A 14,964-nucleotide genomic window follows, 5' to 3' on the forward strand; every position below is an offset into this window, starting at 1 on the left:
TTGGTGAACGCACCGGCCGCCGCTTTATGAGGGCGGCCGGGGGTAATGGTCGTTAGTAGTCGATCGGGTCGCGCACGATCGGGCAGGTCATGCAGTGGCCGCCACCCCGGCCCCGGCCCAGTTCGCCGGCACTGATGGTGATGACCTCGATCCCGGCTTTGCGTAGCAGGGTATTGGTGTAGGTGTTGCGGTCGTAGCCAATGACCACGCCCGGTTCCATGGCCACCACGTTGTTGCCGTCATCCCACTGTTCGCGCTCGGCGGCAAAGCTGTTGCCACCGGTTTCGACCACGCGCAGCTTGACGCCAAGCTGCTCGCCCACCACCTCGATGAACGACTTGTTCTCGCGGCGCACGTCCATGCCGTAAGGCTTGCTTTCGTCCGGGCGGATGATGAACGGCACGATCTCTTTCACCACTTCCGGGAAGACCGTGACCAGGTCGCGGTCGCAGAAGCTGAACACGGTGTCCAGGTGCATGGCAGCACGGGATTTTGGCAGGCCGGCGACGATGACTTTTTCCACCGCGCCCTTGGCGAACAGGTTTTGCGCCAACTGGCCGATGGCCTGGCGCGAGGTGCGCTCGCCCATGCCGATCAGCACGATGCCTTTGCCGATCGGCATCACGTCACCGCCTTCGAGGGTAGCGTTGCCGTGGTCCTTGTCCGGGTCGCCGTACCACACCTGGAAGTCGGCGCCGGTGAACTCCTTGTGGAACTTGTAGATGGCGGTGGTCAACAGGGTTTCCTGGCGGCGCGCCGGCCAGTACATCGGGTTGAGCGTGACGCCGCCATAGATCCAGCAGGTGGTGTCGCGGGTGAACTGGGTGTTGGGCAACGGTGGCAGGATGAAGCTGGAGTGGCCCAGGTAGTCGTTGTACATCTTGACCACGCTGGCGCCTTCGCTTTCCGGCAAGTCCTGGCCTGCCACGCCGCCGATCAGGAACTCGGCCAGATGGCGTGGCTCGAGGCCTTCGAGCCAGCTTCGCACTTCATTGGTCAGGCCGACACCGACGGTGTCGGAGGTGATCTTGCGATCGAGGATCCACTTCAGTGCTTCGGGTTGCTGGACGATGTCGGTCAGCAGGTTGTGCATCTCCAGCACATCCACGCCACGCTCGCGCATCTTGGTGACAAAGTCGAAATGGTCACGCTTGGCCTGGTCGACCCAGATCACGTCGTCGAACAGCAGCTCGTCACAGTTGCTCGGCGTCAGGCGCTTGTGCGCCAGGCCCGGCGAGCAAACCATCACTTTGCGCAGTTTGCCGGCTTCGGAGTGGACACCGTACTTCTGTTTTTCAGCGGACATGATTTCATTCCTCCAGTTGAACGAAGACGTGGGTCAAAGGGTCAGGAAGCCGTCGTACAGGCCAAAGGCTGCCACCAGGGCACCGATGACCACGGCTGCGAAGATCAGTTTTTCCACGTTGGTGAAGACAGGTTGGCCAACCTCACGCTTGGCCTTGGCGAACAGGATCGCGCCAGGTGCGTAGAGCAGGGCCGAGAGCAGCAGGTATTTCACGCCACCGGCGTACAGCAGCCAGACGGCGTACAACAGGGCGATACCACCGATCACCAGGTCCTTCTGCCGTTCGGCCAGGGCCTGCTCGTAGGTTTCGCTACGCAGAGCCAGCAGGAAGGCATAGGCGGCCGACCACAGGTAGGGCACCAGGATCATCGAGGTGGCCAGGTAGATCAGCGACAGGTAGGTACTGCTGGAAAACAGCGTGATCACCAGGAAGATCTGCACCATGGCGTTGGTCAGCCACAGGGCGTTGGCCGGTACCTGGTTGGCATTCTCGCGGCGCAGGAACTCCGGCATGGTATGGTCCTTGGCGGCGGCGAACATGATCTCGGCGCACAGCAGCACCCACGACAGCAGGGCCCCGAGCAGCGAGATGATCAGGCCGACGCTGATCAGTACCGCGCCCCAGTGGCCGACCACATGCTCCAGTACGGCAGCCATCGACGGGTTCTGCAGCTTGGCCAGTTCTGGTTGGGTCATGATGCCCAGCGACAGCACGTTGACCAGCACCAGGAACAGCAGCACGGTGACGAAGCCGATGACCGTGGCCTTGCCCACGTCAGAGCGTTTTTCCGCCCGCGACGAGAAGATGCTCGCACCCTCGATGCCGATGAACACCCACACGGTGACCAGCATCATGTTGCGCACCTGGTTCATCACGCTGCCCAGCTCTGGCGTACCTACCGCCCAGATGTCGGCGGTGAAGATGTCGAGCTTGAAGGCGAACAGGCAGATCAGGGCGAACAGCAGCAGCGGCACCACCTTGGCCACGGTGGTGACCAGGTTGATGAATGCTGCTTCCTTGATGCCGCGCAGCACCAGGAAATGCACGGCCCACAGCAGCACTGATGCGCCGATGATGGCGGCCGGGGTGTTGCCTTCGCCGAAGATCGGGAAGAAGTAGCCCAGGGTACTGAACAGCAGCACGAAGTAGCCGACGTTGCCCAGCCAGGCACTGATCCAGTAGCCCCAGGCCGAGGAGAAGCCCATGTAGTCGCCAAAACCGGCCTTGGCGTAGGCATACACCCCGCCATCCAGGTCAGGCTTGCGGTTGGCCAGGGTCTGGAACACGAACGCCAGGGTCAGCATGCCGACCGCGGTGATCGCCCAGCCGATCAGTACAGCGCCAACCCCTGCGCTGGCAGCCATGTTTTGCGGCAGCGAGAAGATACCGCCACCAATCATCGAACCGACGACAAGTGCAACTAACGCGCCGAGCTTTAGTTTTCCGGATGAATCAGACATTTAACAACTCCTGCCAGGAGAAAGTTGACGACAGAGTAAATCCGACGCCGCTGCCATTCGCTGACTTGGGTCAGTTCATGGCGACGTGAAGTAGGAAAATTCCTTCACGAAGCTCCTGGAGAGTGCCGACAACTTATGCTGCAGGCCTTGCATGCTGGCACCTCCATGTCCATCTAGAGCAAACGCTCTGTTCAGCCTGCGATGCTTGACGCTAGCCGTTTTTGCCGCTTTCGCAAATTTTTCACAAGAATTTCGAGTTTTATCGGATTCTTTTCTAGTTGCTCCGGAGCTGCTAGTTTTTACTCAAAAGCTGGCATAGACAAAGCAGTTATTAGTGCTATAGCTTCATTGGTCAGGATCATTATAAGTAGCAACACTTATATGGACCGCATGGCTGTTTCAAGCCCGTGACAGTGCGCAAAAAAAAGGAAGGCTCATGAGCGAACCGGGACAGAAGCTGCGCCTGGGCGCGCTGATCGCGTTGGTGGTCGGCTCGATGATTGGAGGCGGGATCTTCTCGTTGCCGCAGAACATGGCGGCGCGTGCCGATGTGGGGGCTGTGCTGATCGGTTGGGGTATCACCGCAGTCGGCATGTTGGCCCTGGCTTTCGTATTCCAGACCCTGGCCAACCGCAAACCGGAGCTGGACTCGGGAGTGTACGCGTACGCCAAGGCCGGCTTTGGCGAGTACATGGGTTTTTCCTCGGCCTGGGGCTACTGGATCAGTGCCTGGCTGGGCAACGTCGGCTACTTCGTGCTGCTGTTCAGCACCCTGGGTTTCTACTTCCCGGTATTCGGCGAGGGCAACACGCCAATCGCCATCGGTTGCGCCTCGCTGCTGCTGTGGGCGGTGCATTTCCTGGTGCTGCGCGGCATCAAGGAAGCGGCGTTCATCAACCAGGTGACCACCGTGGCCAAGGTGGTGCCGTTGCTGATTTTCGTGGTGATCGCCGCGTTCGCCTTCCGCGCCGATATCTTCACACGTGACATCTGGGGCCTGAGCAACCCGCAGTTCGGCAGCGTGCTGGAGCAGGTGCGCAACATGATGCTGGTCACCGTGTTCGTGTTCATCGGCATCGAGGGCGCCAGTGTGTATTCCGGGCGCGCCCAGCGCCGCTCGGATGTGGGCAAGGCTACGGTGATCGGTTTTCTGGGAGTGCTGGCGCTGCTGGTGCTGGTCAACGTGCTGTCGCTGGGGGTGATGACCCAGCCGCAACTGGCCGGGCTGCAGAACCCGTCACTGGCTTCGGTGCTGGAGCATATCGTCGGGCCATGGGGCGCCTTGCTGATCAGTATCGGCCTGGCGGTTTCGCTGCTTGGCGCGCTGCTGTCGTGGGCGTTGCTGTGTGCCGAGATCCTCTACGCCACGGCGCGGGACAAGACCATGCCGCGTTTCCTGGCCAAGGAAAACGCCAACCATGTACCGGCCAACGCCCTGTGGCTGACCAACTGCATGATCCGGGGCTTCCTGCTGATCACGCTGTTTTCCGCCGGTACCTATACCAGCCTGATCTACCTGGCCTCGTCGATGATTCTTGTGCCCTACCTGTGGTCGGCGGCCTACGCCGTGCTGTTGGCGGTACGTGCAGAAACCTACGACGAGCAGCCGGCCCTGCGCCGCAAGGACCTGCTGGTGGCGCTGGTTGCCCTGGTATATGCCGTGTGGCTGTTGTACGCCGGCGGGCTGAAGTACCTGCTGCTGTCGGCGCTGCTGTACGCCCCGGGCGTGATCCTGTTCGCCAGGGCCAAGCATGAGCAGGGTAAAACCTTGTTCACCACTTGGGAAAAGCTGATTTTCGCTGCTGTGCTGGCAGGTGCCGCGCTGGCGGCCTATGCCCTGTACTCAGGGCTGCTGAGCTTGTGACGGGGCAGGGCAGGGGGCGTGCTCGGGGCGGGACCAGATCCACAGGTTGCCCAGGGTCATGCCGGCAATGGCCAGGAACACCGGCCAGCGGTGTTCCAGAAGCGTCAGCATCAGGCCCGCGCACAGCAGCATGCTGAGGGTCGCGCTGACCTTGGCCCGGCGCTGGATCACCTTGCCATTGCGCCAGTTGTGCAAGATCGGCCCGAACAACCGGTGGTTTTCCAGCCAGGCAGACAGGCGCGGCGAACTGCGTGTGGCCGCCCAGGCAGCCAGCAGGATGAATTCGGTGGTCGGCAGGCCGGGAATGACGATCGCGACCAGGCCCACGCCCAGGCTCACGTAAGCCAAGGTCGCATACAGCAGGCGGGCGAGTTTCGAACGGGCGGGTCGGGTCATGGTCTCACTGCATGGAAGCGGTTCGGCCACCGGTAGGGTGGCCGGGGTATGGCGTGTCAAACCAGCGCGGCATCTGCAGCATAGGCATGCTTGAGCAGCTTGGTGAAGCGCTCGAAGGCAGCAACTGCGCCGCGTTCGGCAGCGGCTTCCTCTTCGGCCGACAGGGCCAGGCCATCAAGAATGCGGGTGAACTGTTTCCAGCCTTCGGCACGGCCACCGGCCGGTTCGCCCAGATGTCGAGCACCGAAAGTTTCGGACAGTTCCAGGGCCACGGCACGCTTGATCAGAAACGCAGCGCCCAGTTTGGAGCCTTCGGAGACGAAGATCCAGCCCATTGCCTCGCCCAGGCTCGGGTTGCGCAGGGCGCCCGGCACGGCTGGTGGTACTTCGGTGTCAAGGTCGGCGAGGTCCAGGCGGGCCTGTTCGGCACGGCAGCGCTCGGCCAGGTCGGGGACGATGGCGATCAGTTGCGGGTCGTTGTACAGGGCCTGCAGCTCGGCCTGGAACAGGTACTGGGCGACCACGAAGCGGGCGAAGCTTTCGCGGCTGTCGAAGGGCGCGTGGGCTTTGACCAGGGCATCAAGTTCGGCGTGGGGGGCGTGGGTGATCTGGTTGAGGCGCTGGGAGCGCAGGGCTGGGCGGTCGGTCATGGGGCAGTCCTTGGAAGAGGGGGGTCTAGAGACAAGACGAAACAGCGGGGGCGGGACAGTAAAAAAAGCTGGTATTTGTGCTGGTAGTGCTGGCCTCTTCGCGGGTAAACCCGCTCCCACAGGGACATCATAGGCCCGAGGTCTGCGCGATACCTGTGGGAGCGGGTTTACCCGCGAAGAGGCCGGCACTGACGAAACAAACCTGTCAGCGATAATCCAGGTCAGATATCCCAAACCACATTGATGCCGAAGTTGCGCCCCGGCATGGTCAGGCGGTCGATGTTGGCCGGCTGGGTCACGGCCGCTTCACCCTGGCCGTCGTAGCTGCGTACCGAATCCCACTGCCAGTACTTCTTGTCGGTGAGGTTGTACAGGCCGGCGTTGATGGTCACGTCGTCGGTGACCTTGTAGTAACCGGTCAGGTCCAGCACCCCGTAGCCCGGGGTGCGGAACTTGGAGCTCGAGCCGTCGGGCGAGTAGAAGGTACTGTCGTCGACGCGGGTCTTGCGCTTGACCAATGTCCAGCTCAGCAGGCCGCCGTAGTGTTGTTGTTCGTAACCCAGGCCGAACACGCCCTTGAGCGGGTTGACGCTGTTCAGTGGCTCGCCGGTGTCATCGTTGCGGCCATAGGTGTAGGCGATCGAGCCCTGGGTATACAGGCCCTGCGGCGCACCGAAGTGGTCCAGGTTCAGGCGGCCCTTGACCTCGGTACCCTTGATGGTGGCGTGCTTGATGTTGTTGGCCTTGAAGGTCTGCTCCAGGTTGGCGCTTTGTACGGCATCTTCGTCGATGAAGTCGCGGTACTTGTTGTAGAACACCGCCATGTCGAAATTACCGGCGTCGAAGTTGCCACGCAGACCGGTTTCATAGCTTTTGCTCTTTTCGGGTTCGAGACCCGGGTTGCCTTCGACGCGGTAGCCTTGCTCGATGTTCTCAAACTTCCCGTACATGGATTTGGCAGTCGGGGTGCGGAAACCTTCGGCGTACTGGCCATACCAGGTGTAGTTGTCGTTGAAGGCGTAGGTCAGGCCGAGTTTGGGCGAGACGCGGTGCCACTTCTTGTCCGAGTCGTCCTGGGAGGTTGGTGCGGTACCGCTGGACTCCAGGCCACGCAGGAATTCCTCGGTGAACCTGGGCTCCATGCGCGTGTAGTCGTAACGAGCACCAGGCATGAAGGTCCAGTTGTTCCAGCGGATTTCATCCTGCACGAACAGGCTGTAGGTGTTCACGGTCGGGTCCGGGAAGTCGCTGACCAGGGCCTGGCCGTCTGCCGGGCGCTCGGCGCCAGCGGCAGAACAGCCTGAACCAACGGCCAGGCAGGTACCGGTGCCGCTGCGGGAACCGGTGACCTTCTCGTGCTTGAGGGTGGTGCCGTACGTCAACAGGTGGTCGGTGGCGCCGAGGCTGAAGGCCTTGTCCAGCTGGGCGTCGAATACCCACTGGCGGTCCTTGTACAGGGTGTCTCGGGTACGCAGTACCTGACGGCCAGGCGGTGCGTAGACTTCCTCGGTGTGCTGGTCGGTCTTGGCGATCTGGTAGTTCAGGCTCCACTTCACATGGTCGGCGACCAGCGAATCCAGGCCGAACTCATGGTTGATGCCAAGGCGTTCGCGGGTGACGGTGTCGTTGCCGTTACGCGCCTTGTAGTAACCTGGGGCACCAAAGCCAGGAATGAAAGGCCCGCCCACCGCACTGAGGATGTTCTGGTCGCGATCATCCTTGTAGCGCTCGTAGGTGAAGCCCAGGCGCGCTTCGTCGGCGTAGTTCCAGCCCAGCTTGGCCAGCACGTTTGTGGTGCGCACGTCCATCGGGTTGGCTTCGGTACGCGCCAGGCCGTCACCGCTGTGGCCGCCGTGGGTCTCGGTTTCGTGACCGTTGCGCTGGCTCAGGTGCAACAGGCCGTCGAAGTCGCCCTGGCGGCCGGCGACGGTGGCCGAGGTCAGCCAGCTTTCGTCGGCCGAGCTGTAGCCGGTTTTCAGGCGGGCACCGGCGTCCTTGCCAGGCTTGATGATGTCGTCCGGGTCGAGGGTGAAGTAGCTCACCGCCCCGCCGATGGCGTTGCTGCCATACAGCACCGAGGCCGGGCCGCGGAGGATTTCCACACGCTTGACGATCTCCGGGTCAACGTAGTTGCGCTGGGTCTGGGCGTAGGGGCCGAAGAAGAAGCTGTCGGGGATCGACACGCCGTCCACCTGGGTGAGGATGCGCTCGCCATCGATACCACGGATGTTGTAGCCGTTCAGGCCGCTGCGCTGGCCGGTGCCGGCTACCGACACACCTGGTTCGTAGCGCACCAGGTCCTGGATGTTGTTCACGTTCTGCCGGTCCAGTTGCTCGCGGGTCTGCACGCTGACGGTGCTCGGCACCTGGCTGACGTCCTGGGCGCTGCGGGTGGCGCTGACGGTCACCTGCTGCAGGGCAATCACATTGGCGCTGGCCTGGCGTTCGAGCACCACATTGCCGTTGCTGATCTTGCGAAAGCCCAGGCCGGTGCCGTGCAGCAGGCGCTTGAGCGCGGCTTCCGGCGGTAGCGAACCCTGCACCCCTGGTGATGCCACGCCGTCGGCCAGTTCGGCGCTGAAGCCGACCTGCCAGCCGGTGACCTGGCTGAAAGCATTGATGGCCGAAACCAGCGGCTGCTGGCCGATGCTGAAGCGGTAGTCGCCCATGCGCGGGCTGCTGGCCTGTGCCGGTTCGGCGGCCAGTGCCGGCAGGCTGATGGCGCCGCTGGCGAGCAGGGCGAGGTTCAGTAGGGAAAGGCTCAGGAGGGACAGTTGCCCTCCATGGCGAGGAAGGTTGGAGGGGCGGGTAGGACCTGTGGACATCGGAAGCGCTCCCTGACGCGCGGACTGTTATAGGTGATGGCTGTCCTCGCTTTCAAACGAGAATCAGTTGCATTGGCTATAACGAGACGGGCGGGGTAGCGTGACTGCGTAAAAATAAATTCAGGGGGCCATGATCATGTGCTGCCTGCACGGGCCTCATCGCCGGCAAGCCAGCTCTCATAGAACAACACATGACTCATTGGTTCGGCGAGGTTCTGTAGGAGCAGCCTTGTGCTGCGAAGAGGCCGGTACTGACAAAGCCTGTCTGTTGCTTGTACCGGCCTCTTCGCAGCACAAGGCTGCTCCTACAAAGGCCGCGTCAGACGAGCGATATTTGTTCTCTGCGCGCCAGCGCAGCCCAAAAGGGCTGGGTAATCTCCCACAGGGACATCGCATTGCTTGAGGCCAATGCGGTCGGGGTGGGAGCTGGCTTGCCGGCGATGAGGCCGAGACAGGCAAAAGATCAGTTCAGGATAACCAGCGCCGGGTACTCATGCAGCTGTGCCGAGGTGATGTGGGCCAGCGCACGCAGGGTTTCCAGCGGTTGGTCAAGGCGGTAGTTGCCGGTGACCGCCATGTCTTCCAGCTGCGCATTGCGGTTGATGATCCAGCCCGGGTAGTAGCGCTGCACCTCGGCCAGCACCTGGCTCAGCGGGCAGTTCTCGAACACCAGGCGGCCGTCGACCCAGGCCAGGTCCTTGTGCATGTCGGGGCGTTGGCGCTGGCCGAACCCCTGGGGGCCGACGCTGATGCTGTCGCCGGCGCTCAGGCGGATGCGCTGGTCGCGGGCCCCCTGCAGGTCGACATCGCCGCGCTGCACCCGCACCTGTGCCTCGCCGTCGAGGTAGCGCACGGCAAAGTCGGTGTCGCGCACCTGTGCGCGCAACGGCCCGGCCTGCACTTCCAGTGGCAGCAGCGCGCCCTCGGGGACTTGAAAATAGGCCTCACCCTGCAGCAGGCGGGCGACCTGGAGACCATCACGCTGCTCGCTGGCAAATGCCGAATTGGTGTTGAGCAGCACTTTCGCCCCGTCTTCCAGCTGCAGGCGCTGGCGTTCTCCCACCACTGTCAGGTGGTCGGCCTGCAGGCGCATGGGCAGGTTGCCGAGGGTGAACAGCCCGACCAGCAGCAGCGCTGCCGTGGCCAGGGGTTTCCAGTGGCTGCGCAGGCGCCCGCGCCACGAGCGGCGCTGTTGCCGATGCATCTGCACGGCCACCTGGTGCAGCGGTGCGCCGTTCCACAATGCTTCTGCCTCGACATAGGCCTCGGCATTTTCCGGCGCTGCGCTCAGCCAGGCTTCGAAGGCCTGGGTGTCCTCGGCGTCGGCGCATTGCAGGCGTACCAGCCAGTCCAGCGCCTCGTCCATGGCACGAGCACGGGCGCTGGGCCCGGCGGGTGACGGGCGAGGGGCAGGGCTGTCGGTCACGGTGAATCCTTGAATGGTTTTTTTCGAATGATCAAGGCTGAGGCGGGGTGTGGCAAGGGCTTTGGGTTGCCTCACTTGAGGCGGTCGGCGACACCCATGCAGATCGCCATGATCAGTTTCAGTTCCTTCTGTACCGTGCTGGGCGAAACATTCAGTTGTCTGGCGATTTCCAGGTAGGTGGCGCCATGCAGCCGGCTTAGTATGAAGATGCGCTGCTGACGTTCGCTCAGCTGTTTGAGGCTGATACTCAGGTGCTTGAGCAACTGCTCGGCATGGGCCGCATCCTCGCTGCTGGTGGCCGGCGCGGCCACGCTGTGCAGGACCTCGTCGGGCACGTCGTCGACCAGCATGCGCGATTGCACCCGGCGCGCGCGCAGATGGTCGAGGGCCAGGTTGCGCGCGGTCTGGAAGACGAACGGCTCGATGTGTCCTATGGGCCGCTCACCGAGCGCGCGGGAAACCCGCAGGTAGGTTTCCTGCAACAGGTCTTCGGCAGTGTTGGGGTTGCCCACCATGCGTTGCAGGGTGCGCAGCAGGGTAAGACGCTGGACGAGGAAGACAGAGTTGAACCGGGACTGACTCACAGGGGGACCTGGCCGACGAAAGTTTAATGATAATGCTTATCATCCGCCTGAGAGGTCAAGCCTGGAAATGTTAGGAAAAGGTAAAGATTGTGAGTATTGGGCGCAGAGGCGCTCGCCGCGGCATTATCAGCGCCTGTGAGATCGAGCGCCGCCCGCGCGGCGCTTCGCAGCACAAGGCTGCTCCTACATCTGTTTCAGGCCAGTCACGCCTGTGCCAACGCACGCGACCGCCTTGTTTGTCCGTCACGATATCGAGGTGAAAGCCAAGGGGCCGCGCGCCTTGGCCTCAGGAATAATTGGCCCGAAACAGATGTAGGAGCAGCCTTGTGCTGCGAAGCGCCGCGCGGGCGGCGCTCGATCTCACAGGCGGTAAAAATGCCATGTCATGCTCAGCCGGCGCGGCACAACGCCAGGCAGTTATCCAGCATGCGGTTGGAGAACCCCCACTCGTTGTCATACCAGGCCAGCACCTTGAGCATGCGCCCGTTGGCCCGGGTATGGTTGGCATCGAAGATCGACGACAGCGGGTTGTGGTTGAAATCGCAGGAAACCAGCGGCAAGGCGTTGTAGCCAAATACCCTGGAATGCTTGCTGGCCTCGAGGAACAGCTGGTTGACCTGTTCGGCCGTGGCCTCGCGCTTGAGATTTACCGTGAGGTCCACCAGCGACACGTTGATCACCGGCACCCGTACCGCCATGCCGGTCAGCTTGCCGGCCAGCTCCGGTAATACCAGGCCCACGGCCTCGGCAGCGCCGGTCTTGCTCGGGATCATCGACTGGGTTGCCGAACGCGCACGATACGGGTCGCCGTGGTACACATCGGTCAGCACCTGATCGTTGGTATAGGCATGGATGGTGGTCATCAGGCCCTGTTCGATGCCGAACTCGCGGTGCAGCACCTGGGCAATCGGTGCCAGGCAGTTGGTAGTGCAGGAGGCATTGGAGATGATCTGGTGCGAGGCCCGCAGGATGTCATGGTTGACCCCGTACACCACGGTGGCATCGGCGCCTTTGGCCGGTGCCGAGACAATCACCTTGCCAGCCCCCGCAGCCAGGTGGGCGGCGGCCTTGGCACGCTCGGTGAACAGCCCGGTGCATTCGAACACCACGTCGATCGCCTCGGCCTTCCAGGGCAGTTCGGCCGGGTTGCGGATGGCACTGACCGCGATACGGTCACCATTGACCGTGAGGCTTTCGTGGTCGGCCTCGACGCTGGCGTCGAAAGTACCGTGCACGCTGTCGTACTTGAGCAGGTGGGCATTCATGGCGCTGTCGCCCAGGTCGTTGATGGCGACGACCTGCAGGTCCTGGCGGTAGCCTTGGGTATACAGTGCGCGCAGGACGTTGCGCCCGATGCGGCCGAATCCATTGATGGCGATGCGTAGGGTCATGGCAGTACCTCTGGCAGTCCGAGTGAAAGCTGTGGCACAAAGGAGCTTCACTGAAACGGTTTTGTTGTTGGAATTACAAGATTATTCACCTGCCGATAGAAAACAAGCCTTTTTAGTGGCAGTATTTTGTTTAAATATACAACGAGTGGTTGGGCGACGTGCCTCCACCGATGCAGCGGGCTCCTCTACCTTGAGCCTAGGCCGCAATCGTTTGGAGGGGAAATGCCCGGCAAACCGCCCTTACAATTAGCCTGGAGTCCAGTACATGCATCCGCGCATCCTTGAGGTTACCCAGCGGCTGGTCGAACGTAGCCGTGCCACCCGCGAACGCTACCTGCAACTGATTCGCGGCGCGGCCAGTGACGGCCCCATGCGTGCCAGCCTGCAGTGCGCCAACTTCGCCCATGGCGTGGCCGGTTGCGGCAGCGACGACAAGCAGACCCTGCGCCTGATGAACGCGGCCAACGTGGCCATCGTCTCGGCCTACAACGACATGCTTTCGGCGCACCAGCCGTATCAGCACTTCCCCGAGCAGATCAAGCAGGCCTTGCGTGAGGTCGGCTCGGTCGGCCAGTTCGCCGGTGGCGTGCCAGCCATGTGCGATGGCGTGACTCAGGGCGAGCCGGGCATGGAGCTGGCCATCGCCAGCCGCGAAGTGATCGCCATGTCCACTGCCGTGGCCCTGTCGCACAACATGTTCGACGCCGCGCTGATGCTGGGCATCTGCGACAAGATCGTTCCCGGCCTGATGATGGGGGCGCTGCGCTTCGGCCACCTGCCGACCATCTTCGTTCCGGGCGGGCCGATGGTCTCCGGCATTTCCAACAAGCAGAAGGCCGATGTGCGCCAGCGCTACGCCGAAGGCAAGGCCAGCCGCGAAGAGCTGCTGGAGTCGGAGATGAAGTCCTACCACAGTCCTGGCACCTGCACCTTCTACGGCACTGCCAATACCAACCAGTTGGTGATGGAGGTGATGGGCCTGCACCTGCCGGGCGCCTCGTTCGTCAACCCGTACACACCGCTGCGCGACGCGCTCACCGCCGAGGCCGCGCAGCAGGTCACGCGCATGACCAAGGCCAGCGGCAGCTTCATGCCGCTGGGTGAAATCGTCGACGAGAAGGCGTTGGTCAACTCCATCGTCGCCCTGCATGCCACCGGCGGCTCGACCAACCATACCCTGCACATCCCGGCGATTGCCCAGGCTGCGGGTATCCAGCTGACCTGGCAGGACATGGCCGACCTGTCCGAGGTGGTGCCGACCCTGTCCCACGTCTACCCCAACGGCAAGGCCGACATCAACCACTTCCAGGCCGCTGGCGGCATGGCCTTCCTGATCCGCGAGCTGCTCGATGCCGGGCTGCTGCACGAAGATGTCAACACCGTGGCCGGCCATGGCCTGCGCCGCTACACCCAGGAGCCGTTCCTCGACAACGGCAAGCTGGTGTGGCGCGAAGGGCCGCAGCACAGCCTGGACGAAAGCATCCTGCGCCCGGTGGCGCGGCCGTTCTCGGCCGAAGGCGGCCTGCGGGTGATGGAGGGCAACCTCGGCCGCGGCGTGATGAAGGTGTCCGCTGTTGCCCCCGAGCACCAGGTGGTCGAGGCCCCGGCGCGGGTGTTCCACGACCAGCAGTCGCTGGCCGATGCGTTCAAGGCCGGCGAGCTGGAGCGTGACTTCGTCGCCGTGGTGCGCTTCCAGGGCCCGCGCTGCAACGGCATGCCGGAGCTGCACAAGCTCACACCATTCCTCGGCGTGCTGCAGGACCGTGGCTTCAAGGTGGCGCTGGTCACCGACGGTCGCATGTCCGGTGCCTCGGGCAAGATCCCGGCGGCCATTCACGTTTGCCCCGAGGCTTATGACGGCGGCCCGCTGGCACGGGTGCGCGATGGTGATATTGTGCGGGTCGATGGTGTCGAAGGCACGCTGCGGGTAATGGTGTCGGCTGAAGAATTGGCCAGCCGCGACCTGCCGCCAGCGCCACAGGGCAACGACCTGGGCTGCGGGCGCGAGCTGTTCGGCTTCATGCGCATGGCGTTCAGCCCGGCAGAGCAGGGCGCCAGTGCGTTCACCTCGGCCCTGGAGAACCTCAAATGAAGGACCTGCTGGTTGGCGACATCGGCGGCACCAATGCCCGTTTTGCGTTGTGGCGTGACAACCAGCTGCATGAAGTGAAGGTATTTGCCACCGAGGACTACACCAGCCCGGAACAGGCCATCGAGGCTTACCTCGAAGGCTTGGGCATTCCCCGCGGCGGCGTGACTGCTGCCTGCCTGGCGGTGGCCGGGCCGGTCGATGGCGATGAGTTCCGCTTCACCAACAACCACTGGCGCCTCAGCCGCGTGGCCTTCTGCCAGACATTGCAGGTCGAGCGGCTGCTGCTGATCAACGATTTTACCGCTATGGCGCTGGGCATGACCCGCCTGCGCCCCGGCGAATTCCGCGAAGTATGCCCAGGCCAGGCGGACCTGTCTCGGCCGGCATTGGTCATTGGCCCGGGTACCGGGCTGGGCGTTGGCGCGTTATTGCGCCTGGGCGAACAGCACTGGCATGCCTTGCCGGGAGAGGGCGGGCACGTCGACCTGCCGGTGGGCAATGCCCGCGAAGCGGCGATTCACCAACAGATTCACGGGCAGATCGGCCATGTCAGCGCCGAGACCGTGCTCAGTGGCGGTGGCCTGCTGCGCCTGTACCAGGCAATTTGCGCGCTGGACGGCGACACACCCCGACACAAGACCCCGGCACAGATCACCGATGCCGCGCTCGGCGGCGAGCCGCGGGCGCTGGCGGTGATCGAGCAGTTCTGCCGGTTCCTCGGCCGAGTCGCTGGTAACAATGTTCTGACGCTGGGCGCACGGGGTGGGGTCTATATTGTCGGCGGCGTGATCCCGCGCTTTGCCGAGCTGTTCCTGCGCAGCGGGTTTGCCGCGAGTTTTTCCGACAAGGGCTGCATGAGTGGCTATTTCGCTGGCGTGCCGGTTTGGCTGGTGACGGCGGAGTTTTCCGGGTTGCTGGGGGCCGGGGTGGCTTTGCAACAGGCGCAGGTTCACTGACTGGGGCCGCAAA

The 14,964-nt window shown here is 63.1% G+C and carries 11 protein-coding genes; 3 read left to right on the top strand and 8 right to left on the bottom strand.

Annotation, left to right across the window (positions count from 1 at the left end):
* Positions 1 to 52: 52 nt before the first annotated feature.
* Positions 53 to 1,306 (bottom strand): arginine deiminase, encoded by a 1,254-nt coding sequence (gene arcA, locus MJ643_RS18310; protein ID WP_003257954.1) that lies wholly within the window; start codon positions 1,304 to 1,306, stop codon positions 53 to 55.
* Between the two features lie 33 nt (positions 1,307 to 1,339).
* On the bottom strand, positions 1,340 to 2,767 hold the full coding sequence (gene arcD, locus MJ643_RS18315; protein WP_024086357.1) for an arginine-ornithine antiporter: 1,428 nt from the start codon (positions 2,765 to 2,767) through the stop codon (positions 1,340 to 1,342).
* Between the two features lie 436 nt (positions 2,768 to 3,203).
* Here arcD (MJ643_RS18315) and arcD (MJ643_RS18320) point away from each other — a divergent pair, with 436 nt between their 5' ends.
* A complete protein-coding gene (gene arcD, locus MJ643_RS18320; protein ID WP_208209685.1) occupies positions 3,204 to 4,631 on the top strand; it encodes an arginine-ornithine antiporter in 1,428 nt (475 codons plus the stop codon).
* Here arcD (MJ643_RS18320) and MJ643_RS18325 read toward each other — a convergent pair.
* From MJ643_RS18325 to gap, 6 genes are all read right to left on the bottom strand, one after another.
* Positions 4,611 to 5,027, bottom strand: a complete 417-nt coding sequence (locus MJ643_RS18325) for a YbaN family protein (protein ID WP_024086358.1) — start codon at positions 5,025 to 5,027, stop codon at positions 4,611 to 4,613. The genes arcD (MJ643_RS18320) and MJ643_RS18325 overlap by 21 nt on opposite strands.
* Before the next feature lie 56 nt (positions 5,028 to 5,083).
* Complete coding sequence (locus tag MJ643_RS18330; RefSeq protein WP_024086359.1) at positions 5,084 to 5,677, bottom strand: biliverdin-producing heme oxygenase; 594 nt, start codon at positions 5,675 to 5,677, stop codon at positions 5,084 to 5,086.
* A gap of 221 nt (positions 5,678 to 5,898) precedes the next feature.
* Positions 5,899 to 8,502, bottom strand: coding sequence for a TonB-dependent receptor (locus MJ643_RS18335; RefSeq protein ID WP_024086360.1), 2,604 nt, complete (start codon positions 8,500 to 8,502; stop codon positions 5,899 to 5,901).
* Positions 8,503 to 8,965: 463 nt separating this feature from the next.
* Positions 8,966 to 9,928 carry a FecR domain-containing protein gene (locus MJ643_RS18340; RefSeq protein ID WP_024086361.1) on the bottom strand — a complete coding sequence of 321 codons (963 nt, stop codon included), beginning with the start codon at positions 9,926 to 9,928 and terminating at the stop codon, positions 8,966 to 8,968.
* A gap of 71 nt (positions 9,929 to 9,999) precedes the next feature.
* Positions 10,000 to 10,512 (bottom strand): sigma-70 family RNA polymerase sigma factor, encoded by a 513-nt coding sequence (locus tag MJ643_RS18345; RefSeq protein ID WP_024086362.1) that lies wholly within the window; start codon positions 10,510 to 10,512, stop codon positions 10,000 to 10,002.
* A gap of 389 nt (positions 10,513 to 10,901) precedes the next feature.
* Positions 10,902 to 11,903: a type I glyceraldehyde-3-phosphate dehydrogenase gene (gene gap, locus MJ643_RS18350; RefSeq protein WP_024086363.1), complete on the bottom strand. Its 1,002-nt coding sequence runs from the start codon at positions 11,901 to 11,903 to the stop codon at positions 10,902 to 10,904.
* Positions 11,904 to 12,168: 265 nt separating this feature from the next.
* Here gap and edd point away from each other — a divergent pair, with 265 nt between their 5' ends.
* The gene (gene edd, locus MJ643_RS18355; protein ID WP_013971120.1) at positions 12,169 to 13,995 is read left to right on the top strand and encodes a phosphogluconate dehydratase; all 1,827 of its coding nucleotides are present in this window, start codon (positions 12,169 to 12,171) and stop codon (positions 13,993 to 13,995) included.
* Positions 13,992 to 14,951, top strand: a complete 960-nt coding sequence (locus MJ643_RS18360; RefSeq protein WP_013971121.1) for a glucokinase — start codon at positions 13,992 to 13,994, stop codon at positions 14,949 to 14,951. Before edd ends, MJ643_RS18360 begins: the two co-directional genes overlap by 4 nt.
* Positions 14,952 to 14,964: the final 13 nt, after the last annotated feature.

Source organism: Pseudomonas sp. PNPG3, assembly GCF_023093815.1.
Classification (GTDB): Bacteria; Pseudomonadota; Gammaproteobacteria; order Pseudomonadales; family Pseudomonadaceae; genus Aquipseudomonas; species Aquipseudomonas asiatica.